The organism is Diaphorobacter sp. JS3051 (genome assembly GCF_015832135.1).
GTDB lineage: Bacteria > Pseudomonadota > Gammaproteobacteria > Burkholderiales > Burkholderiaceae_C > Diaphorobacter > Diaphorobacter nitroreducens.
Window position 1 is genome coordinate 4,313,420 of the sequence record NZ_CP065406.1, and the last position, 19,841, is coordinate 4,333,260.

A 19,841-nucleotide genomic window follows, 5' to 3' on the forward strand; every position below is an offset into this window, starting at 1 on the left:
GGATTGCTGCATACGATAGCCCAACCCATGTCCACAATGACCCAGAGCGTCGCCACGGCGCTGCACCTCATCACCTCCGCCGATGCCGCCTTGTGGACCATCGTCGTGCGTTCGCTCGCCGTGAGTGCCACGGCCTGCCTGCTCGCCTGCGGCGCGGGCGTGGTGCTGGGGGCATGGCTGGGCGTGGCGCGCTTTGCCGGGCGCGACGCGGTGCTCGCGGTGCTCAATACCCTGCTGGCCGTGCCCTCGGTGGTGGTGGGCCTGGGCGTGTACCTGCTGCTGTCGCGCACCGGCCCGCTGGGCAGCCTGGGCTGGCTGTTTTCTTTCAAGGCGATGGTGCTGGCGCAGGCGCTGCTGGTGTTGCCCGTGGTCACCGCGCTTACGCGCCAGGTGGTCGAGGACGTGGACCGCCTGCATGGAGAGCAGTTGCGCTCGCTGGGCGCCGGCACCCTGTTGCGTGCCCTGTTGGTGGCATGGGACGAGCGCTATGCGCTGCTCACGGTGCTGATCGCCGCATTCGGCCGCGCCATCTCGGAGGTGGGCGCGGTGATGATCGTGGGCGGCAACATCGACGGCTTCACGCGCGTCATGACCACCGCCATCGCGCTGGAGACCAGCAAGGGCGACCTGCCGCTGGCGCTGGCGCTGGGCCTCGTGCTGCTGGGCGTCGTGTTGTTGCTCAACGTGGGCATTGCGCTGCTGCGCCGCTGGCGTGAACGCGTGGATGGTGCCGCCGTGGGCGGCCTGGCCGGGGTGGGGGCATGAGCGCGCTGCCGTCACCCGTCTTCCCCGGGGAGGAGAGCCCGGGCGACGTTTCCACCATCGAGCCGCCGTTGTTTGCACTGCGCGAGCTGTCCGTGCGCTACGGCGCGGTGCAGGCGCTGGCCGGCATCAATCTGCGTGTGATGCCCGGCGAGCGCGTGGCTCTGGTGGGTGCCAACGGCAGTGGCAAGAGCACGCTGCTGCGCGCATTGCACGGCCTGGTGCGCCCCAGCGCGGGACAGCTGCGCCGCGACGGCGCGCCGCGCGTGGCCATGGTGTTCCAGCGGCCCTTCGTGCTGCGCACCAGCGCGCTGAACAACGTGGCGCTGGGCCTGTGGCTGCGCCGCGTGCGATGGCAAGAGGCGCGTGCGCAGGCGGCCGCCGCACTGCAGCGCGTGGAATTGCAGGCCATTGCCCGACAGAACGCGCGCACCTTGTCGGGCGGGCAGCAGCAGCGCCTGGCCTTTGCGCGCGCTTGGGCCCTGCGGCCCGACGTGCTGCTGCTGGACGAGCCCACCGCCAGCCTGGACCCGCATGCCAAGCGCGAGATCGAATCGCTGATGGCCGACTTTGCCGCCAGCCACGGCAGCGCTGGCCCCGATCAGCCGGTGACCATGCTGTTCAGCAGCCACAACCTGGGACAGGTCAAGCGCCTGGCCAGCCGTGTGCTCTACCTGGAGCACGGGCGCGTGCTGGCGGACCTGCCCGTGCACGATTTTTTCAACGGCCCCCTGCCCGAGGCCGCCCGTCTGTTCGTCAAAGGAGAAATGGCATGAAGAGTTACAAGCGTTTTTGGCCCCTGGCGCTTACCCAGACTGCGGTAGCAGCTATTGCTTTGGTAGCTTATGGCAGCGCTGCGGCACAGGCCATCACGATGGCGTCGACCACCTCGACCGAACAGTCGGGCCTGTTCACCCACCTGCTGCCGGCCTTCAAGCAGGCCACCGGCATCGATGTAAAAGTGGTGGCCGTGGGCACCGGCCAGGCGCTGGATATGGCGCGGCGCGGCGACGCCGACGTGCTGTTTGTGCACGACCAGGTGGCTGAAGAAAAGTTTGTGGCCGACGGCTGGGGCGTGAAGCGCTACCCGGTCATGTACAACGACTTCATCCTCGTGGGCGGCAAGGGCGACCCGGCCGCCACCAAGGGCAACGACATCGGCGTCGCACTCAAGAAGATTGCCGCGGCCAATGCCGAATTTGTCTCGCGTGGCGACAAGAGCGGCACCCATGCGGCCGAACTGCGCTACTGGAAGATCGCCACTGACGGCGTGAAGGGCAACGGCTACAAGGAATGCGGCTGCGGCATGGGCCCGGCGCTGAACATCGCGGCCTCCAGCGGCGCGTACGTGCTGTCGGACCGCGGCACCTGGCTCAACTTCAAGAACCGCGACAACCTGGCGGTGCTGGTGGAGGGTGACAAGCGCCTGTTCAATCAGTACGGCGTGATGCTGGTCAACCCCGCCAAGCATCCGCACGTCAAGCAGGCCGAGGCGCAAAAGTTTGTGGACTGGGTGATCTCGCCCGCGGGCCAGAACGTCATTGCCAGCTACAAGATCAACGGCGAGCAGCTGTTCTTCCCGAATGCCAACCAGTGAGTAAGGCCGCGCTTTGGTTTGCGGGCGTTACTGCGGGTTAATGGGGGTTAGATTCCAATTCTTTTTTGGCTTTTGGGTCTGAAAGTGGCTTTGGCGCTTGCTCTGTGGGCGTGAGTAGCTATTGTTTTTGAGTCGATGTGGGGTGTTTTCATGTCGCTGGCCGGGATATGCGCCCGGCCAACAACATCAAAAACAATAGCTACCCGCGCTCATCCCACAAGCGCTGCAGCCACTTTTGACCAATCAACTCCAATTTAATTGGAATCTGACCCCCATTAACCCCCGGGTCGCACGAAGCAGGTTGCCGCATTGACGGCGCAACCGCCTCAATCCACCAGAGCTACACCCTTGACCTGCGCAAACACCTCATCGCCCACGGCCAGCGCCAGCGTGCGGCAGGAGCGCAGCGTGATGCGCGCCAGCAGCGTGGTGCCCGCCACGTCCAGCGCCACCAGCACCTGACCGGGGCCGTCGTCGGCCAGTTGCGTGATGCGCGCGGGCAGCAGGTTCAGGATGCTGCTGTCCGGTGCGCGCGTGCGTGCCAGGCTCACGTCGCGCGCCAGCATGCGCAGGCGCACGGTCTCGCCCACGGCGCGGGGGCGGCCGCTGGCCAGCTGGATTTGACCGCCGGCTATGGCCACTGTGAGTAGCTGGTCGCGCGCGTCGTGCGCCAGCACACGGCCTTGCACCAGTGCGGCGGCCGCGTCGCCGTGCGCCAGGGGCAGATCCAGGCGCGCCATCAGCTCGGCCGTGGGGCCCTGGGCGGTCACGCGGCCGGCCTGCAGCAGCACCATGTGCGATGCCAGCCGGGCCACCTCGTCGCTCGAGTGGCTCACGTAGAGCACGGGAATGTCCAGGCTGCGCTGCAGGCGCTCCAGGTAGGGCATGACCTCGGCCTTGCGCGCGGCGTCCAGTGCAGCCAGGGGCTCGTCCATCAGCAGCACGCGCGGGCTGGTGGCGAGAGCCCGCGCAATCGCCACGCGCTGGCGCTCGCCGCCCGAGAGGGTGTGGGGCATGCGCTGCAGCAGCGCGCCCAGGCCCAGCAGTTCCACCGCCTGCTCCAGCGACACCTGGCGGCGTGCGGGCGGCTGGCGGCGCAGGCCGTATTCCATGTTGCGGCGCACGTCCAGGTGCGCGAACAGGCTGGCCTCCTGGAACACATAGCCCAGCGCGCGCTGGTGCGTGGGGCGCCACTGGCCGGTGGCGTCGTCCTGCCAGACTTCGCCGTTGACCTGTACGCTGCCGCGCGCGCGCTCCAGCCCCGCCAGCGCGCGCAGGCAGGTGGTCTTGCCGCAGCCCGAGGGGCCGAACAGCGCCGTCACCCCATGGCCCGGCAGCGCCAGCTGCACGTCCAGCGTGAAGTCCGGCCGCACCAAGGACAGCCGGGCGTGAATGCCGTTCATTGCGCCCGTCATCGCCCCCCCCTGGGCTGCAGCCAGTGCAGCAGCATGAGCACGATGAACGAGAACGCCACCATGCCGCCGGCGAGCCAGTGCGCCTGGGCGTACTCCAGGGCTTCCACATGGTCGTAGATCTGCACCGACACCACGCGCGTCACCCCGGGGATGTTGCCGCCCAGCATGAGCACCACGCCGAACTCGCCCACCGTGTGCGCAAAGCTCAGGATGGCGGCCGTCACGAACCCGGGGCGCGCCAAGGGCAGGGCGACACTGAAGAACCGGTCCAGCGGGCTGGCGCCCAGCGTGGCCGCCACCTCCAGCGGCCGGCGGCCCAGCGCTTCGAAGGCGCGCTGCAGCGGCTGCACGGCGAACGGCAGCGAATACACGAGGGAGCCGACGACCAGCCCCGGGAAGGTGAACGGCAGCCGTCCCAGGCCCAGCGCCTCGGTCAGCTGCCCGATGGCGCCGCCTGGCCCCATGCTCACCAGCAGATAGAAGCCGATCACCGTGGGCGGCAGTACCAGCGGCAGCGCCACCACGGCCCCCACGGGGCCGCGCCAGCGCGAGCGCGTGTGGGCCAGCCACCAGGCCAGCGGCGTGCACAGCACCAGCAGCAGCACGGTGGTGACGCTGGCCAGCTGCAGCGTGAGCCAGATGGCGGCCCAGTCGTCAGGGCCGATCAGGGGTGTGTTCAATGCTATTAAAACAAGAGCTGTTGGCGCTTGATTTATCTGGTTTTTCAGTCGGATTGGCTGGGAAACGCCCCGCCATCATGCGCAAGGCGCTTCAAAAATCATAGCCGTAGGCACGGATGACGGCGCGCGCTTTCTCGCCGCGCAGGTACTGCATGAGCGCGTCGGCCGCGGGGTTGCCCTCGCCCCGCTGGAGCACGATGGCGTCCTGGCGGATCGGTGCGTGCATGGTGGCGGGCACGACCCAGGCCGAGCCTTCGCGCAACTGGCCGTTCTCCATCACCTGCGAGAGCGCCACGAAGCCCAGTGGCGCGTTGCCCGATGCGGCGAACTGGTAGGTCTGGCCGATGTTCTCGCCCGTGACCACGCGTGGCTGCACCTGCGCCGCAAGGCCCAGCTTGTCCAGCGTCTGCATCGCGGCCAGGCCGTAGGGCGCCAGCTTGGGGTTGGCGATGGCGATGTGCTTCCAGTCGCCGGTGCGCAGCACCTGGCCTTCGGCATCCACATAGCCGGGCTGCTTGCTCCACAGCACCAGCCGGCCGATGGCGTAGGTGAAGCGCGTGGCGCCGTTACCCAGGCCCTCGCGGGCGATCTTCCGCGGCGTGGCGTCGTCGGCCGCCAGCAGCACCCCGAACGGCGCGCCGTTGGCGATCTGCGCGTAGAACTTGCCCGTGGCGCCAAAAGACAGCACGGCCTTGTGGCCCGTGTCCTGCTCGAACTGCGCGGCGATCCGTTGCATGGGCGCGGTGAAGTTGGCGGCCACGGCCACCGACACCTCACCCGCCTGCGCTGTCGGCAGCAGGGCAGCGGCAGCCAGAGCGGACCACAGGATGGAGCGGACAGGGAAACCGGACATGAGAGGACCTCGTTATTCCATTTGTGAATAGCGAGAAGTATAGCTACCCACCCGTGCATGCCGTTTGCCGTTTGCCGTTTGCAGCATGCCGCGTGCGCCCCAAGCGCCTTGGCGCCCGTGCGCGCAAGGCGGCATGATCGCGCCCATGCAGCATTCCCTATCGTTCCTCGACGCCCTCGGCCATGGCATGGCCGACAAGCGCATCGACATCCTGCGCCAGATCGGGCAGGGCGGCTCCATCTCCCAGGCGGCGCGTGCCGTGGGCGTCAGCTACAAGGCCGCGTGGCAGGCGCTGGATACGCTGACCAACCTGGCCGGCGCACCGTTGGTGGAGCGCGTGGTGGGCGGCGTGGGCGGCGGCGGCGCGCGCATCACGCCCGCGGGGCGGCAGTTGCTGGAGGCGGCCGATGCGATGCGGCAGGTGCGTGCCACGGTGCTGGCTGGGGTGGGCGAGGGCGGCGGCGCACAGGCGGTCGCCGCGCGGCTGGCGGTGCGCACCAGCATGCGCAACCAATGGCCCTGCATCGTGCAAGGCATGCAGTCGTGTGGGCAGATCGTGCGCGTGCATCTGCGTGGGGCGGGCGACGCGGCGCAGCTGCAGGTGTTTTCGCGCATCACGCGCGAGAGCGCCGAGCTGCTGGGCCTGCGCCCGGGCGTGCCCGTGCAGGCGCTGTGCAAGGCCACGGCCGTGCGTGTGCTGGCTGCGGCACGTGCGCCTGCGCTGGGTGCCGCCAATCACTGGGCCGCGCGGGCCGCGCGCGTGTCGCGCGGCGAGTTGGGAGACGAGGTCGCGGCGCAGTTGGAAGCGGGCATGCAGATGGTGGGATTCGCTGCCGCGGGATCGGGGCTGCGCGTGCGCTCGCGTGTCGTCATGGTGGCCGAGGAGTCGGCCATCGTGATCGCCGCCGAGAGCGCATGAATGACCCGCAAGGCCCCGTGTTGGCCGGGGGCATGAAGCGTTCCTACGTAGGCGTTTATACATAGGCATTTCTCCCAGTTATGGCGCACGGGGTGGCACTTTAGGATGCGGTGCAACATAAACATGGAGACGGTCTGTGTCGCGCACCCCGCGCGGCGCGTGCCTGATGACAATGAGCGACGTCATACTGCAAACATCCCGCCTCACCAAGGAATTCAAGGGCTTCACCGCGGTCAGCGATGTGAATCTGAGCGTGCGCCGCGGGTCCATCCACGCATTGATCGGCCCCAACGGCGCAGGCAAGACCACCTGCTTCAACCTGCTGACCAAGTTCCTGGAGCCCACATCGGGCACCATCCATTTCAACGGCCACGACATCACGCGTGAGCAGCCGGCGCAGATCGCGCGGCGCGGCGTGATTCGCTCGTTCCAGATCTCGGCGGTGTTCCCTCACCTCACGCTGATGGAGAACGTGCGCCTGGGCCTGCAGCGCAAGCTGGGCACGAGCTATCACTTCTGGCGCAGCGAGCGCAGCCTCAGCCAGCTCAACGACCGTGCGGTGCAACTGCTGACCGAGGTCGGCCTGCAGGAGCTGGCCGACGAGGTCACGGTGAACCTGCCCTATGGCCGCAAGCGTGCGCTGGAGATCGCCACCACGCTGGCCATGGAGCCCGAGCTCATGCTGCTCGACGAGCCCACGCAGGGCATGGGCCACGAGGACGTGGACCGCGTCACGCAGCTCATCAAAAAGGTGTCGGCCGGCCGCACCATCCTCATGGTGGAGCACAACATGAAGGTCATCGCGACCATCGCCGACCGCATCACGGTGCTGCAGCGCGGCGCCGTCCTGGCCGAAGGGCCCTACGAAGAAGTCTCGAAGAATCCACAAGTCATGGAAGCGTACATGGGCACGACCGACGGCCAACTGCAGGGGGCGCACTGACATGGCCGGCACCCCCGCACTGGAAATCAAGAACCTCGAAGCCTGGTACGGCGAGTCGCACGTGCTGCACGGCGTGGACATGGTCGTGCAGCCCGGCGAGGTGGTCACCCTGCTCGGGCGTAACGGCGCGGGGCGCACGTCCACGCTGCGCGCCATCATGGGCCTGACCGGCGCACGCAAGGGCTCGGTCAAGATCAACGGCGTGGAAACCATCAACATGCCCACGCACCGCATCGCGCACCTGGGCGTGGGCTACTGCCCCGAGGAGCGCGGCATCTTCTCCAGCCTGTCGTGCGAGGAGAACCTGCTGCTGCCTCCCGTGCTCAAGACCGGCACGCAAGGCATGCCGGTCGACGAGATCTATGCCATGTTCCCCAACCTGGCCGAGCGCAGGAACAGCCAGGGCACGCGCCTGTCGGGCGGCGAGCAGCAGATGCTGGCCGTGGCCCGCATCCTGCGCACCGGCGCCAAGCTGCTGCTGCTCGACGAAATCTCCGAGGGCCTGGCGCCCGTGATCGTGCAGGCGCTGGCCCGCATGATCACCATGCTGCGCGAGAAGGGCTACACGGTGGTGATGGTGGAGCAGAAACTTCCGCTTCGCCGCGCCGCTGGCCGACCGCTTCTACGTCATGGAGCACGGCCAGATCGCCCTGCAGTTCGGCGCCGACGAGCTGGAGGCCAAGATGCCCGTGCTCAACCAGTTGCTGGGCGTCTGACCGACCCCTTTCCCATTCGTTTCGCACCCACCAAGGAGACAACAATGCAAAAGACACTCAAGACACTGGTCGCAGTGATGGGGGCCGCCGGCCTGGCGGTATCCGCCATGCAGGCCCATGCACAGGACAAGGTCAAGATCGGTTTCATCACCGACATGTCCAGCCTTTACGCCGACCTGGAAGGCAAGAACGGCGTGGTAGCGATCCAGATGGCCATCGACGACTTTGGCGGCAAGGTGCTGGGCAAGCCGATCGAGCTGCTGTCCGCCGACCACCAGAACAAGGCCGACATCGCCGCCAGCAAGGCGCGCGAATGGATCGACACGCAGAACCTGACCATGCTGTTTGGCGGCACCAACTCCGGCACCGCGCTGGCCATGGCCGAGGTGGCGAAGGATAAGAAGCGCGTCTATTTCAACAACGGCGCGGGCTCCTCGGCGCTGACCAACGCCCAGTGCAGCCCCTACACCGTGCACTACGCCTACGACACCGTGGCACTGGCCAAGGGCACCGGCGGCGCCGTGGTCAAGCAAGGCGGCAAGGACTGGTTCTTCCTGACGGCCGACTACGCCTTCGGCCAGGCGCTGGAGAACGACACGGCCGCGGTCGTGAAGGACAACGGCGGCCGCGTGCTGGGCAGCGTCAGGCACCCGCTGAACGCATCCGACTTCTCTTCGTTCCTGCTGCAGGCGCAAAGCTCCAAGGCGCAGATCCTGGGCCTGGCCAACGCGGGCGGCGACACCATCAATTCCATCAAGGCCGCCAAGGAATTCGGCATCACCAAGACCATGAAGCTGGCCGGTCTGCTCGTGTTCCTGACCGACATCCACAGCCTGGGCCTGCGCAACACCGAGGGCCTGCTGCTGACCACCAGCTGGGACTGGAACCTGAACGACCAGACGCGCGCCTTCGGCAAGAAGTTCTTCGCCAAGACCAAGCGCATGCCCACGGACATCCACGCCGCCGACTACTCGGCCACGATGAACTACCTGAAAGGCCGTGCAGGCCGCGGGCACCACCGACGCCGACAAGGTCATGGAAAAGCTCAAGTCCACGCCGATCGACCGACTTCTACGCCAAGGGCGTGATCCGTCCTGACGGCCGCTTTGCGCAACGACATGTACCTGATGCAGGTGAAGTCGCCCGCAGAGTCCAAGGAACCCTGGGACTACTACAAGGTCGTGGCCAAGCTGCCTGCCGACCAGGTCTGGACCACCAAGGCCGAGAGCAAGTGCGCGCTGTGGAAGTAACGCTGCGCTGACCGAACCCTCCCACATCACCCGTAGCGTCTAGTTCAAATGGAAATCTTTGGTGTATCAATGTCGGCCATGCTGAGTCAGCTCCTCCTGGGGCTGGTCAATGGCTCGTTCTACGCGATCCTCAGTTTGGGGCTGGCCGTCATCTTCGGCCTGCTCAACGTGATCAACTTCGCGCACGGTGCGCTGTTCATGCTGGGGGCGCTGATCACCTGGATGGCCATGAACTATTTCGGCGTCAACTACTGGGTGATGCTGATCTGTGCTCCGCTGATCGTAGGGGTGATCGGCGTGGTGATCGAGCGGCTCCTGCTGCGCTGGATCTACAAGCTCGACCACCTGTACGGCATGCTGCTCACGCTGGGCCTCACGCTGATGATCGAGGGCGTGTTCCGCTCGATCTACGGCGTCTCCGGCCTGGGCTACGACACGCCCGAGTTGCTCGAAGGCGCCACCAACCTGGGCTTCATGGTCATGCCCAACTACCGTGCCTGGGTGGTCGTGGCCTCCGTCACGGTGTGCATTGCCACGTGGTACGTGATCGAGAAGACCAAGCTGGGCGCCTACCTGCGCGCCGGTACCGAGAAACCCCCGCCTGGTGGAAGCCTTCGGCGTCAATGTGCCCCGTCATGGTGACGCTGACCTACGCCTTCGGCGCAGCGCTCGCGGCCTTTGCCGGCGTGCTGGCGGCGCCCGTGTACCAGGTCACGCCGCTGATGGGCCAGAACCTCATCATCGTCGTGTTTGCGGTGGTGGTGATTGGCGGCATGGGCTCGATCATGGGCTCCATCCTCACCGGCCTGGGCCTGGGCGTGATCGAGGGCTTCACCAAGGTGTTCTACCCCGAAGCCTCGTCCACCGTCGTGTTCGTCATCATGGCCATCGTCCTGCTCATCCGCCCCGCCGGCCTTGTTCGGCAAAGAGAAGTAAGCCAACGGGGTGAACCACATGAACGTCAATAAATTCGCTCCCATTGGCTACGGCCTGCTGCTGCTCGGCCTGATCGTCGCGCCCTTCCTTGGCGCCTACCCGGTGTTCGTGATGAAGCTGCTGTGCTTCGCGCTGTTCGCCTCGGCCTTCAACCTGCTGCTGGGCTACACGGGCCTGCTGTCCCTCGGCCATGCCGCGTTCCTGGGCGGCGCGGCCTACGTGACGGGCCATGCCGTGAAGGTGTGGGGCGCCACGCCCGAGCTCGGCCTGCTGGCCGGCCTGCTGGCCGGCGCGCTGCTGGGGCTGGTGATGGGCTTCTTCGCCATTCGCCGCCAGGGCATCTACGCCACCATGATCACGCTGGCGCTGGCGCAGATGCTGTTCTTCGCGGCGCTGCAGGCGCCCTTCACGGGCGGCGAGGACGGCCTGCAGGGCGTGCCGCGCGGCAAGCTGTTCGGCGTGCTCGACCTGTCGAGCGACCTGACCATGTACTACGTGTGCCTGATCGTGGTGGTGGTGGCCTTCCTGCTGATCGTGCGCACCATCCACTCCGCCGTTCGGGCAGGTGCTCAAGGGCATCAAGGAAAACGAGCCGCGCGCCATCTCGCTGGGCTACGACACCAACCGCTTCAAGCTGCTGGCCTTCGTGATCTCGGCCGCCCATTGCGGGCCTGGCCGGCGCGCTCAAGACCCTGGTGCTGGGCTTCGCCACGCTGACCGACGTGCACTGGAGCGCCTCCGGCCACGTCGTGCTGATGACGCTGGTGGGGGGCCTGGGCACGCTGAGCGGCCCGCTGGTGGGCTCGGCCGTGGTGGTGCTGCTGGAGAACAAGATCGGCGAGCTGGGCACGCTGCTCGCGCAACTCACGACCATCGACTGGTTCAACACCCTGGGCGAGTCGGTGACCATCGTCACGGGCCTGATCTTCGTGGTCTGCGTGCTGGCCTTCCGCCGCGGCATCATGGGCGAGATCATCGCCTGGCTGGAGCGCCGCCGCACGGGGGGCAGCGGCAGCCACTGACGCCCTCGTCACCGCATGCCGGCTGGGCCAAGCCCCAGGCCGGCGGCACCCTCGGCCATGCGCGGCAACCGCCCTGCATGGCCGCTTTGTTTTTGATAGCTGGCGGCGCTTGTTGTGTCTAGGTTTTAGATACAAACCGGGTGGAAATGCCCAAAAGCAAAGCGCTGGCAGCTATCACATGCATAGCGACGGGCCGCGCCGTCAGCCCAGCCGCAGGCGCTGCGCGTAGCCCGTCATCTCCAGATAGCCGCGCCCCACCTCGGGGCCGGCCGGTTCGCCCGCATCGCCCCGCGCCCGCGCTGCATGCAGCGTGCTCAGCCCTTCCCAGTAGATCGCGCCGGTGGAGCCGCGGCTGTCCAGCTCCTGCGCGTCCAGCAGCGCACGCACGATGAAGCCGCCCGCGGGCGTGTCCACGCGCCACTGCACCGGGTAGCGCGCGCCGCTGGCCGGGCTGTGCCAGTGGCGCAGCGGGGAGAACACCACGGCCTCGGATGCGAACACCTGCGCGGCGTCCGCTCCTGCGGGCCGCCAGGAACCCCCGGTCCAGAGCGTGCTGCCGTCGGCGCGCCGCAGGCGGAACGCGGTGAGTGCGGCGCCGTCGTGCAGGTTCATGCCGATCCAGTCCCAGCCCACGGCCTCGGGGTGCATCAGCGCCTCGCTCCACTCATGGTCCATCCAGGCGCGGTTGGCGGGCGCGGCCAGTGGTTGCACCGGCATGCGCCGGCCCGCGAGGGTGATGGCGCCCGTCACGGCCAACTGGGGCTGGCTGTAGTAGTAGCTGGCCTGCGCCGCGTCGGGCCCCTTGCGCGACAGGCCGGCCTGGCCCTGCAGCAGCACGGGCTGGGTGCTGGCGCAGTCCAGCTCCAGCGCAAACCCTTCTGCCTGCGCGCGCACCTCGTAGCGGCTGCCGCCCGGCGCGCTGCTGGCATGGCGCGTGAGCGACCAGTCGCGCAGGCGCACCTGCGTGTCGCCCTCCAGCGCCTGGGCAATGCCGAAGCCCGCGCGGGCTATGCGCTGGTCGTGCAATTGGCGACGGCCTTGCACGTCGGTCAGCGCCGCGTGCGCAAACACGAGCTGGCGCGCGGCGAAGGCCGACTGCATGCCCTGCGTGGCCTCCACGCGCGTGCGAAAAAAGGTGATCTGAAAGCCCCACAGCCGCTCGTCGGCCTGCGCATGGCCGGTGATGTACCACCACTCGGTGCGCAGATCGGGGTGGCTGCCGTGGTCGCGCGGGAAGGCCAGCGTGCGCGGCGCCAGGGCCCAGGCGGGAGCAGCCCAGCCGCAGGCAGCACTGCCCAGCGCGCCCTGGGCCGCGAATGCCAGCAGCGCGCGGCGCCCGATCATCAGGCCAGCAGCGCCTGCAGCCGCCCGTGCGAGGCCGCGCAGTCGCCCAGGCAGCGCTGCACCCAGGCGTCGTCCGTGGTAGGTGGGCAGGTAGCGCTCGCCCGCGTCGCAACAGCAGCGAGAGGATCGACCCCCGCTGCCCCTGCGTGCGCCATCTCCTGCGCCAGCCGCAGCATGGCGACGAAGTTGGTGCCCGTGGACGGGCCGACGCGCCGCCCCAGCAGGGCGGACAGCGCGCGCATGGCGGCGACGGAGTCGTCGTCGGCCACTTCCTCCATGCGGTCCACCAGCGTGCGGATGAAGCTCGGCTCTACGCGTGGGGCGGCCAATGCCTTCGATGCGCGAGCCCGGCGCGGTGAGCGTGGCGTCGCCCGTGCGGTGGTAGGCGCCGAACACCGAGCCCGCCGGGTCGGCCACGCATAGCCTGCGTGGCGTGGCGGCTGGTAGCGCAGGTAGCGGCCGATGGTTGCCGCTGGTGCCGCCCGTACCTGCACCCACCACGATCCAGCGCGGCACCGGTGGCGCTCGCGCTGCATCTGGGTGAACATGCTCTCGGCGATGTTGTTGTTGCCGCGCCAGTCGGTGGCGCGCTCGGCGTAGGTGAACTGGTCCATGTAGTGGCCGCCCGTGTCGGCGGCGATGGCGCGCGCAGCGTCGTACACGTCGCCCGCACGCTCCACGAAGTGGCAGCGCCCGCCGTAGAACTCGATCAGCGCGATCTTCTCGGCCGATGTGCTGCGCTGGCATCACCGCCACGAAGGGCAGGCCCAGCAGGCGCGCGAAATAGGCCTCGCTCACGGCGGTGGAGCCGCTCGATGCCTCCACGATGGTGGAACCCCTCGCGCACCCAGCCATTGCATAGCGCATACAGGAACAGCGAGCGCGCCAACCGGTGCTTGAGGCTGCCCGTGGGATGGGTGGATTCGTCCTTCAAATACAGGTCGATGCCGGCGCTGGCGAACGCGGGCAGCGGCAGCGGGATCAGGTGGGTGTCGGCGCTGCGCTGGTAGTCGGCCTCGATGCGGGCGATGGCCTCGTGCAGCCAGCCGCTGCCGGCCGCCGGGGCGGAAAGAGAGGAGGGGGACAACATGGCCCGCATTGTCGGCGACTACCAGTCTTCCTTGACCGCCATCACCGCGTCGCGCCCCGCGGCCAGGCGGCCTGCCAGCCAGGCGGTCAGCGAGCCTACCGCCCACCACGGCCAGGGCCAACGCGCCCAGGCGCGGCCAGGGAACGGCCAGGTCCATGGTCCAGTGAAAGCTCTGCGGGTTCACCACATGTACCAGCACCGTCGCCACGGCCAGGCCAGCAGCGTGCCGGCCACCGCGCCCACGGCCGTCAGGCCGCGCCCTCGCCGGCGACCACCGCCAGGATCTGCCGCCGCGTGAGCCCCAGGTGGGCCAGCAGCCCGAACTCCTTGCGCCGCGCCAGCACCTGCGCGCTGAAGCTGGCCCGCCACGCCGAACAGCCGATGCCGATGGCCACCGCCTGCAGCCAGTAGGTGACGGCGAAGCTGCGGTCGAAGATCGCAAGCGACCGTGCGCGGATCGCATCGGCCGAGGTGAATTCCAGTGCATCCGCCGCCGAGGCGCCCAGACTCTCGCGGGCCTGCTCCAGCACCTCGCTGCGCAGCGCGCCGGCCTCGCGGCCCGGCATGGGCCACAGCGCCAGGTCGCTGGCGCGCGCGTCACCCGTCAGGCGCGCGAAGTCCTGCAGGTCCAGCGCGATAGCGCCGTGCTGGCGCACATAGTCGCGCCACACACCAGCTACGAAAAATATAGCTGCCGGCGCTTTTCCAGACTGCGCTGGAGGCCTGAAAACCTCTGAAAGCCGCGGCCAGTCCGCGCCTGGGCGGGCGCCGTACAGGTCCACCACCGCCTCGCTCACATACACGCCGACGCGCCCTGGCGGCACGGGGCGCGCAGGGTCCACCAGTGGCAGAGCGCGGGCCGGGTCGCTCTCCAGCGGCCGGGCCAGCAGCGCGACGGGGGCGCGGTCGGGTGCCAGTTGCAGGCTGCTGGTGCGCAGCGCCTGCACGCGCGCCACGGCGGGCAGGCGCGCCACGGCATGGACGAAATCCGGGGGGAATACCGCGGCCTCGTCGCCGCTGGCGCCGCCGGCCGCGCGCAGGTACAGCGGCGCGGGCAGCACGCTGTCCAGCCACTGGCTGACCGAGCCGCGAAAGCTGCCCACCATCACCGTCAGCGCCACGGCCAGGCTCAGCGCCGCCACCACGCCGCCCACGGCCACGGCGGCGCTGGCGCGCATGCGGCGGGCGCGCTCCAGCGCCAGCAGGGCCAGGGCATGGCCCGCCGCCAGCGGCTGCAGCCGCGCCAGCAGCGCCTGCACCAGCCAGGGCAGCAGGGCAATGCCGCCGATCAGCAGCAGGCCCACCGCCACGTAGGCCGCCAGCGGTATGCCAAGAATTGGCGGAAGCTTTGCCAGTAAAGCGCTAGCAGCTATCAAAACAAGACCGATCCAGGCGCGCGCGCCGCGCCCGGCCTGCGCACCCAGGCCCTTGAGGGTCTGCGCCGGCGGCAGGTGCTGTGCATGGCGCGCGGGCCACCAGCCGCCGATCAGCGCGGCCGCTACGCCCAGCAGGCCGTAGAGGAGCGCCGCCGGTGTACTCCACTGCAGCGCAGGTTGTGCGCCGGTGAAGTAGCCGCCGCCCAGGTCGCCACCCAGCAGGGTGAGCGCCAGCGCCGCCAGCGCCGTGCCCAGGGCGATGCCGGCCACGCTGCCGATGAGGCCCAGCGCGCAGGATTCCAGCAGCACCAGCGCCTGGCGCTCGCGCGGCGTGGTGCCCAGCACGGCCAGCAGCGCGAACTGCGGCGCGCGCTGCGCCACGCTGAGCGCCAGCACCGAATACACCAGGAAGCCTCCGGTGAACAGCGCCACCAGCGCCAGCACCGTGAGGTTGACGCGGTACGCGCGCGAGAGGCTGTCCACCCGCTGTACATCGTCCTGCGGCGCGGCGAACTGCACGCCCGCCGGCCAGCCGGGCAGGGCGGCCAGCGCCTGCTGCACGCTGGCGGGCGTGCTGCCGGGCTGCAGTCGCAGGTCGATGCGGGTGAGTTGCCCCGCGCGGCCGAACAGATCCTGCGCGGCGCCGATGTCCATCACCGCCAGGGGCGCGCCGCCCGCGGCCACCGTGCCCGCCACGCGCACGGGGTGCGCCGCCAGGCCTGCCTGCAGTGTGATGGCCGGGGTGTGCGCGTCGATGGCGCCCAGGCCCAGCGCCTGTTGCGCCGCCGGGTTGAGGAACACGCTGGCGGGCGCCAGCATGGCCAGGCGGTCGGCGCCGTCGTAGGCACGCGGCGCCAGGGCCGGCGCCATGGCGGGCAGCAGCAGCGCATCGGCGCCCAGCACGCGCAGCGCCACGGGTGTCTGGCCGCGGGTCGCGGACGCCCGTACCGGCACTTCCAGCCACGGGCTGGCCAGGCGCACCTGCGGCTGGCGGGCAACCTCGCCATAGAGCGATTCGGGCAGCGCGCCGCGTGTGGCGCGCAGTTCCAGGTCGGGCTGGCCGTTCACCGCGCGCACGGCCTGGGCGAATTCGTCCAGCGCCGACGCATTGATCACATGCACTGCGAACCCCAGCGCCACGCCCAGCATGACGGCGGCCACGGCGGCTGCGCTGCGCCAGGGGTGGTGGCGCAGCGCACGCCAGGAGAAGGTGCGCAGCAGGGCGGTCAGCATGCCGCGATTGTGCGGGCCGCGGCGCGTGGAGTTGCGCTGCATCAAATTCAAACGTGCGGGGGTTCTTGAACCGTGGCGCGACAGCGCCTATATAGCCTGAAGACGGCGGGGCCGACCCGCCGGACGGATGGCCCGTGCGGGCCGCTTCACCTTGTTCTCGAAAGAAGGAGTTTCATCATGAATTCACTGGTCACCCGTGGCAGCTTGTTTGACGATTTCTTCAAGGACTTTGCGCCGGGCTTCTATGTCCGCCCGTTGCACGGCGATGGGCTGCCCACGCCGTCGCAGATCAAGATCGATGTGAAGGAGGATGACGCCGCCTACACCGTGCATGCCGAGGTGCCCGGCGTGCCCAAGGAGGACATCCATATCTCCATCGATGGCAACGTGGTCAGCCTGCGCGCCGAGGTGCGCCAGCACGACGAGAAGAAAGAAGGCGAGAAGGTGCTGCGCAGCGAGCGCTACTTTGGTGCCGTGGCTCGCAGCTTCCAATTGCCTGTGGATGTGGATGCGACCCAGGCCAAGGCCAAATACGACAACGGCGTGCTCACGCTCACCTTGCCCAAGAAGCAGGGCAACAAGACGCAGCGCCTGATGATCGACTAAGCAGTTCCTGCCGGGCGGATGCCCTGTGCCGTGAGGCGCAGCGCCCGGTCCGCCCGCGCCGCGGCGGCCTGCGAATGGGTCACCAGCACCAATGCGGCGCCGTGCTCGCGGGTCTGGGCGATGAGCAGATCCATGACCAGCGCCGCCGTGGTGGGGTCCAGGTTGCCCGTCGGCTCATCGGCCAGCAGCAGAGCGGGGCGGTGCACCAGCGCGCGGGCAATGGCCACGCGCTGCAGCTGTCCCCCGCTGAGTTCCTGCGGCAGCCGCTCGCCCAGGCCTTCCAGGCCCACGGCGGCCAGCATGTGCTGCACGCGCTGCGCATCTGGGCGGTTGAGCAACATCAGCGGCAGGCCCACGTTCTGCGCCACGTCCAGATGCGGCAACACATGGAAGGCCTGGAACACGAACCCCACGTGGGCGCGACGCCACAGAGCGCGCTGCGTGTCGTCCAACTGCCCCAGATCTACGCCCTCGTGCAGCACCTGACCGGCATCCCAATGGTCCAGTCCCGCCAGGCAGTTGAGCAGCGTGGACTTGCCCACGCCCGAGTCGCCAACGATGGCGACGAACTCTCCGCGCTGCACCTGCAGATCCACGCCCTCGAACACCGCCTGCCCGCCGTAGCGCTTGGCAAGGCCGCGCACCTGCAGCAGGGACGTGGGTTGGGCGCTCATGCGCCGCCACCCCACACGCGCGCGCGCACGGCCTGCACCAGTTGCGCAGTGGCGTCGGGCGCGTCGCAGGCGATCGAATGGCGCTGGGGCATGCTGCGCAGCCAGGTGATCTGGCGCTTGGCCAACTGGCGCGTGGCGGCAATGCCGCGCTCGGGCAGGCTGGCCATGGGATGCAGGCCGTCCAGCGATTCCCAGGCCTGGCGGTAGCCCACGCAGCGCATGCTGGGCAGCTCGGCGTGCAGGTCGCCGCGCGCACGCAGGCGCAGGACTTCGTCCAGAAAGCCGGCGGCCAGCATGGCGTGAAAGCGCTCGGCAATGCGCCCATGCAGCCAAGCGCGGTCGTGTGGTTCCAAGGAAAAAAGGCTTGCAGCGCTCATCGGGCGGCCGCTGGCTGCTACGGTTTTGGTCGTGTGAAAGCTCGACAGCGGCCGGCCCGAGACATGCCACACCTCCAGTGCGCGCTGGATGCGCTGGCTGTCGCCGGGTGCCAGGCGCGCGGCGGTTGGCGGGTCCACGCGCGCCAGTTCGGCATGCATGCCGCTCCAGCCGATGGCGGCGGCCTGGGCCTCCAGGCGCGCGCGCACGGCGGCGTCGGCGGGCGGCATGTCGTCGATGCCGTCAAACAGCGCCTTGAAGTACAGCATGGTGCCGCCCACCAGCAGCGGTAGCGCGCCGCGCGCGCGGATCTCGCCGATCAGGCGCGTGGCGTCCTGCACGAACTCGGCCGCGCTGTAGGCCTGCAGCGGGTCGCGGATGTCGATCAGGTGGTGCGGCACGCGCGCCTGCTCGGCGGGCGTGGGCTTGGCGGTGCCGATGTCCATGCCGCGGTACACCAGGGCCGAGTCCACGCTGATGATCTCCACCGGCAGCCGGGGGGCAAGTGCGTCGGCAATCGCAAAGGCTGCAGCCGTTTTGCCCGAGGCTGTGGGCCCGGCCAGTGCGAGCGCGGGAATGTGGTCAGCGGGCATGGGCAACCTCCTGCGGGGCATGGCGCTGCACCAGCGTCCAGGCAATGGCGGCCAGCAGCAGCGACCACAGGGCCACGCCTTGCACCAGCGGCCACACGCTGCCGTCCAGCGCCCCGCCCAGCCACTGGCCGATGGCGAAGCCCGCCAGCATCATCATGAAACCATTGAGCGCCGAGGCCATGCCCGCCGCCTGCGGGAACGGTCCCACCGCGCCCGACTGCCCGCAGGGCTGGTGGATGCCGTGGCCCACCATGTAGAGGTAGAACGGCGGCAGCAGCGCGGCCACGCTATGCCAGCCCAGCGCGGCGGCGAGCAACATCAGCAGGCCGCCGCTGGCCGACAGCGCGCCGGCGATGGCGACCGTGCGCTTGAGGCCCTGGCGCGCCAGCAGCCGCCGACACAGCAGCGTGCCCAGCAGGTACGCCACGGCCGTGGACAGCAGCGCCAGCCCGTACTGCGTGCGCGAAATGCCCAGCACGTCGAGATAGACAAAGGACGAAGCAGCCAGGAAGGTGAACAGCCCGCCATAGCTGGCCGTGGTGAGCAGCGAGAACGCCCAGAACGCGGGCGTGCGCAATACCTGCGCCGCGGTGCCTGCCAGCATGGCGGGGCGCAGGGCGTGCGGGTTGCGCTGGTGCAGCGTCTCGGGCATGCGCAGCGCCACCAGCGCCAACGTGCCCATGGCGTAGCCGGTGAGCGCCAGCAGTGCCGCGCGCCAGTTGAACCATTCGGTCAGCAACCCGCCCAGCGGCGCGCACAGGCAGGCCACGAGCCCCAAGCCGGTCAGCGCCTTGGACATGGCGCGTGCGCCCGCCAGCGGCGTGTACAGGTCGCGCACGATGGCGCGCGCGCACATCACCACGGCACCCATGGCCACGCCCTGGGCCGTGCGCCAGGCAATGAGCACCGCCATGGACGGCGCCAGCGCCGCACCCACCGCCGCCAGCGTGTACAGCGCCAGCCCGGTGAGCAGCACCGGCCGGCGGCCGAATCGGTCGGACAGTGGCCCCCATGCCAGTTGCGAGCAGCCAAAGGCCAGCAGCAGCGCGGACAGCGTGAGTTGGCCTGCGGCCACGGGTGCGTTCAGGCTGCGCGTGAGCGCGGGCAGGGCGGGCAGGTACAGATCGGTGGTGACGGGCTGGATGCTCAGCAGCAGGGCCAGCACCAGGATGGCCAGGCCGGGAGGCACAGGCACGGGTACCGCAGGCGCCTGCTGCGGGCCGATGGCGGCGGACGGGACGGACATGATGCGCGCGAGGGTAGCAGAGTCGATGGCGCGAAAGACCCAAGGCCCCGCACCCCCGCCGGGGCTTGGATCGGTGCGCAGGGCAGGCCCAACGCATTTGGATGAAAATGGCCTGTACCGCCCTATGGACAAGCGCGAGCAGCTATGAAAAACATAGTCCACTGCGCGCATTCAGCTTCGAGCAACGCCGTGACCTCCACCACCCGCATTC

At 69.1% G+C, this 19,841-nt stretch carries 14 protein-coding genes and 6 pseudogenes; 10 read left to right on the plus strand and 10 right to left on the minus strand.

What is annotated here, in order from left to right; genetic code table 11:
* The first annotated feature begins 27 nt into the window (after positions 1 to 27).
* From I3K84_RS20530 to I3K84_RS20540, 3 genes are read left to right on the plus strand one after another with little or no spacing between them, the layout of a single operon-like run.
* Complete coding sequence (locus I3K84_RS20530) at positions 28 to 765, plus strand: ABC transporter permease (RefSeq protein ID WP_011806253.1); 738 nt, start codon at positions 28 to 30, stop codon at positions 763 to 765.
* The gene (locus tag I3K84_RS20535; protein ID WP_231403374.1) at positions 762 to 1,538 is read left to right on the plus strand and encodes a phosphate ABC transporter ATP-binding protein; all 777 of its coding nucleotides are present in this window, start codon (positions 762 to 764) and stop codon (positions 1,536 to 1,538) included. The genes I3K84_RS20530 and I3K84_RS20535 overlap by 4 nt, the downstream gene beginning before the upstream one ends.
* Positions 1,535 to 2,359, plus strand: a complete 825-nt coding sequence (locus I3K84_RS20540; RefSeq protein WP_196995230.1) for a substrate-binding domain-containing protein — start codon at positions 1,535 to 1,537, stop codon at positions 2,357 to 2,359. The genes I3K84_RS20535 and I3K84_RS20540 overlap by 4 nt, the downstream gene beginning before the upstream one ends.
* A gap of 326 nt (positions 2,360 to 2,685) precedes the next feature.
* On the opposite strand, the gene modC is transcribed toward I3K84_RS20540, so the two are convergent.
* The 3 genes from modC to modA all read right to left on the minus strand — a co-directional run bounded on the left by modC (position 2,686) and on the right by modA (position 5,307).
* Positions 2,686 to 3,762 carry a molybdenum ABC transporter ATP-binding protein gene (gene modC / locus I3K84_RS20545; RefSeq protein ID WP_370567757.1) on the minus strand — a complete coding sequence of 359 codons (1,077 nt, stop codon included), beginning with the start codon at positions 3,760 to 3,762 and terminating at the stop codon, positions 2,686 to 2,688.
* An 8-nt stretch (positions 3,763 to 3,770) separates the two neighbouring features.
* Positions 3,771 to 4,454, minus strand: coding sequence for a molybdate ABC transporter permease subunit (gene modB / locus I3K84_RS20550; protein ID WP_047349501.1), 684 nt, complete (start codon positions 4,452 to 4,454; stop codon positions 3,771 to 3,773).
* Between the two features lie 91 nt (positions 4,455 to 4,545).
* Positions 4,546 to 5,307, minus strand: a complete 762-nt coding sequence (gene modA, locus I3K84_RS20555) for a molybdate ABC transporter substrate-binding protein (RefSeq protein WP_196995232.1) — start codon at positions 5,305 to 5,307, stop codon at positions 4,546 to 4,548.
* 133 nt (positions 5,308 to 5,440) lie between these two features.
* Here modA and I3K84_RS20560 point away from each other — a divergent pair, with 133 nt between their 5' ends.
* The 6 genes and pseudogenes from I3K84_RS20560 (at position 5,441) to I3K84_RS20585 (ending at position 11,093) form a co-directional block, all read left to right on the plus strand.
* Positions 5,441 to 6,226 (plus strand): TOBE domain-containing protein, encoded by a 786-nt coding sequence (locus I3K84_RS20560; RefSeq protein ID WP_196995233.1) that lies wholly within the window; start codon positions 5,441 to 5,443, stop codon positions 6,224 to 6,226.
* A gap of 172 nt (positions 6,227 to 6,398) precedes the next feature.
* Entirely contained in the window at positions 6,399 to 7,169 is a 771-nt protein-coding gene (locus I3K84_RS20565; RefSeq protein WP_196995234.1) for an ABC transporter ATP-binding protein, read from the plus strand.
* Between the two features lies 1 nt (position 7,170).
* Positions 7,171 to 7,885: pseudogene (locus I3K84_RS20570) on the plus strand (ABC transporter ATP-binding protein).
* Between the two features lie 44 nt (positions 7,886 to 7,929).
* Positions 7,930 to 9,135 (plus strand): annotated as a pseudogene (locus I3K84_RS20575) (ABC transporter substrate-binding protein).
* Between the two features lie 48 nt (positions 9,136 to 9,183).
* Positions 9,184 to 10,071, plus strand: a pseudogene (locus I3K84_RS20580) (branched-chain amino acid ABC transporter permease).
* A gap of 18 nt (positions 10,072 to 10,089) precedes the next feature.
* Positions 10,090 to 11,093, plus strand: a pseudogene (locus I3K84_RS20585) (branched-chain amino acid ABC transporter permease).
* 201 nt (positions 11,094 to 11,294) lie between these two features.
* Here I3K84_RS20585 and I3K84_RS20590 read toward each other — a convergent pair.
* The 4 genes and pseudogenes from I3K84_RS20590 to I3K84_RS20605 form a co-directional block, all read right to left on the minus strand.
* Positions 11,295 to 12,437 carry a lipocalin-like domain-containing protein gene (locus tag I3K84_RS20590; protein WP_196995239.1) on the minus strand — a complete coding sequence of 381 codons (1,143 nt, stop codon included), beginning with the start codon at positions 12,435 to 12,437 and terminating at the stop codon, positions 11,295 to 11,297.
* Positions 12,437 to 13,262 (minus strand): annotated as a pseudogene (locus I3K84_RS20595) (pyridoxal-phosphate dependent enzyme). The gene I3K84_RS20590 and the pseudogene I3K84_RS20595 overlap by 1 nt, the downstream one beginning before the upstream one ends.
* On the minus strand, positions 13,147 to 13,527 hold the full coding sequence (locus tag I3K84_RS20600) for a hypothetical protein (protein WP_196995265.1): 381 nt from the start codon (positions 13,525 to 13,527) through the stop codon (positions 13,147 to 13,149). Before I3K84_RS20600 ends, I3K84_RS20595 begins: the two are co-directional and overlap by 116 nt.
* Positions 13,528 to 13,545: 18 nt before the next feature.
* A pseudogene (locus tag I3K84_RS20605) lies at positions 13,546 to 16,178 on the minus strand (FtsX-like permease family protein).
* A 135-nt stretch (positions 16,179 to 16,313) separates the two neighbouring features.
* On the opposite strand from I3K84_RS20605, the gene I3K84_RS20610 reads away from it, so the two are divergent.
* Entirely contained in the window at positions 16,314 to 16,742 is a 429-nt protein-coding gene (locus I3K84_RS20610) for an Hsp20/alpha crystallin family protein (protein WP_196995242.1), read from the plus strand.
* Here the strand turns inward: I3K84_RS20610 and I3K84_RS20615 are convergent.
* Genes I3K84_RS20615 through I3K84_RS20625 form a run of 3 tightly spaced genes read right to left on the minus strand, consistent with a single transcriptional unit; the run spans position 16,739 to position 19,630 of the window.
* Positions 16,739 to 17,416 (minus strand): ABC transporter ATP-binding protein, encoded by a 678-nt coding sequence (locus I3K84_RS20615; protein WP_196995243.1) that lies wholly within the window; start codon positions 17,414 to 17,416, stop codon positions 16,739 to 16,741. The two genes, I3K84_RS20610 and I3K84_RS20615, sit on opposite strands and share 4 nt — an antisense overlap.
* Entirely contained in the window at positions 17,413 to 18,384 is a 972-nt protein-coding gene (miaA, locus tag I3K84_RS20620; RefSeq protein WP_196995244.1) for a tRNA (adenosine(37)-N6)-dimethylallyltransferase MiaA, read from the minus strand. The genes I3K84_RS20615 and miaA overlap by 4 nt, the downstream gene beginning before the upstream one ends.
* The gene (locus tag I3K84_RS20625) at positions 18,374 to 19,630 is read right to left on the minus strand and encodes a multidrug effflux MFS transporter (RefSeq protein WP_172207733.1); all 1,257 of its coding nucleotides are present in this window, start codon (positions 19,628 to 19,630) and stop codon (positions 18,374 to 18,376) included. Before I3K84_RS20625 ends, miaA begins: the two co-directional genes overlap by 11 nt.
* Positions 19,631 to 19,841 lie beyond the last annotated feature (211 nt).

Excerpts from the sequence above, each read along its gene's own strand:
- modC (WP_370567757.1), bottom strand. The coding sequence starts at position 3,762 with ATGAACGGCATTCACGCCCGGCTGTCCTTGGTGCGGCCGGACTTCACG.
- I3K84_RS20565 (WP_196995234.1), top strand. The coding sequence starts at position 6,399 with ATGAGCGACGTCATACTGCAAACATCCCGCCTCACCAAGGAATTCAAG.
- I3K84_RS20560 (WP_196995233.1), top strand. The coding sequence starts at position 5,441 with ATGATCGCGCCCATGCAGCATTCCCTATCGTTCCTCGACGCCCTCGGC.
- I3K84_RS20625 (WP_172207733.1), bottom strand. The coding sequence starts at position 19,630 with ATGTCCGTCCCGTCCGCCGCCATCGGCCCGCAGCAGGCGCCTGCGGTA.
- I3K84_RS20530 (WP_011806253.1), top strand. The coding sequence starts at position 28 with ATGTCCACAATGACCCAGAGCGTCGCCACGGCGCTGCACCTCATCACC.
- I3K84_RS20615 (WP_196995243.1), bottom strand. The coding sequence starts at position 17,416 with ATGAGCGCCCAACCCACGTCCCTGCTGCAGGTGCGCGGCCTTGCCAAG.
- I3K84_RS20590 (WP_196995239.1), bottom strand. The coding sequence starts at position 12,437 with ATGATCGGGCGCCGCGCGCTGCTGGCATTCGCGGCCCAGGGCGCGCTG.
- I3K84_RS20540 (WP_196995230.1), top strand. The coding sequence starts at position 1,535 with ATGAAGAGTTACAAGCGTTTTTGGCCCCTGGCGCTTACCCAGACTGCG.
- I3K84_RS20535 (WP_231403374.1), top strand. The coding sequence starts at position 762 with ATGAGCGCGCTGCCGTCACCCGTCTTCCCCGGGGAGGAGAGCCCGGGC.
- I3K84_RS20600 (WP_196995265.1), bottom strand. The coding sequence starts at position 13,527 with ATGTTGTCCCCCTCCTCTCTTTCCGCCCCGGCGGCCGGCAGCGGCTGG.
- I3K84_RS20610 (WP_196995242.1), top strand. The coding sequence starts at position 16,314 with ATGAATTCACTGGTCACCCGTGGCAGCTTGTTTGACGATTTCTTCAAG.
- modA (WP_196995232.1), bottom strand. The coding sequence starts at position 5,307 with ATGTCCGGTTTCCCTGTCCGCTCCATCCTGTGGTCCGCTCTGGCTGCC.
- miaA (WP_196995244.1), bottom strand. The coding sequence starts at position 18,384 with ATGCCCGCTGACCACATTCCCGCGCTCGCACTGGCCGGGCCCACAGCC.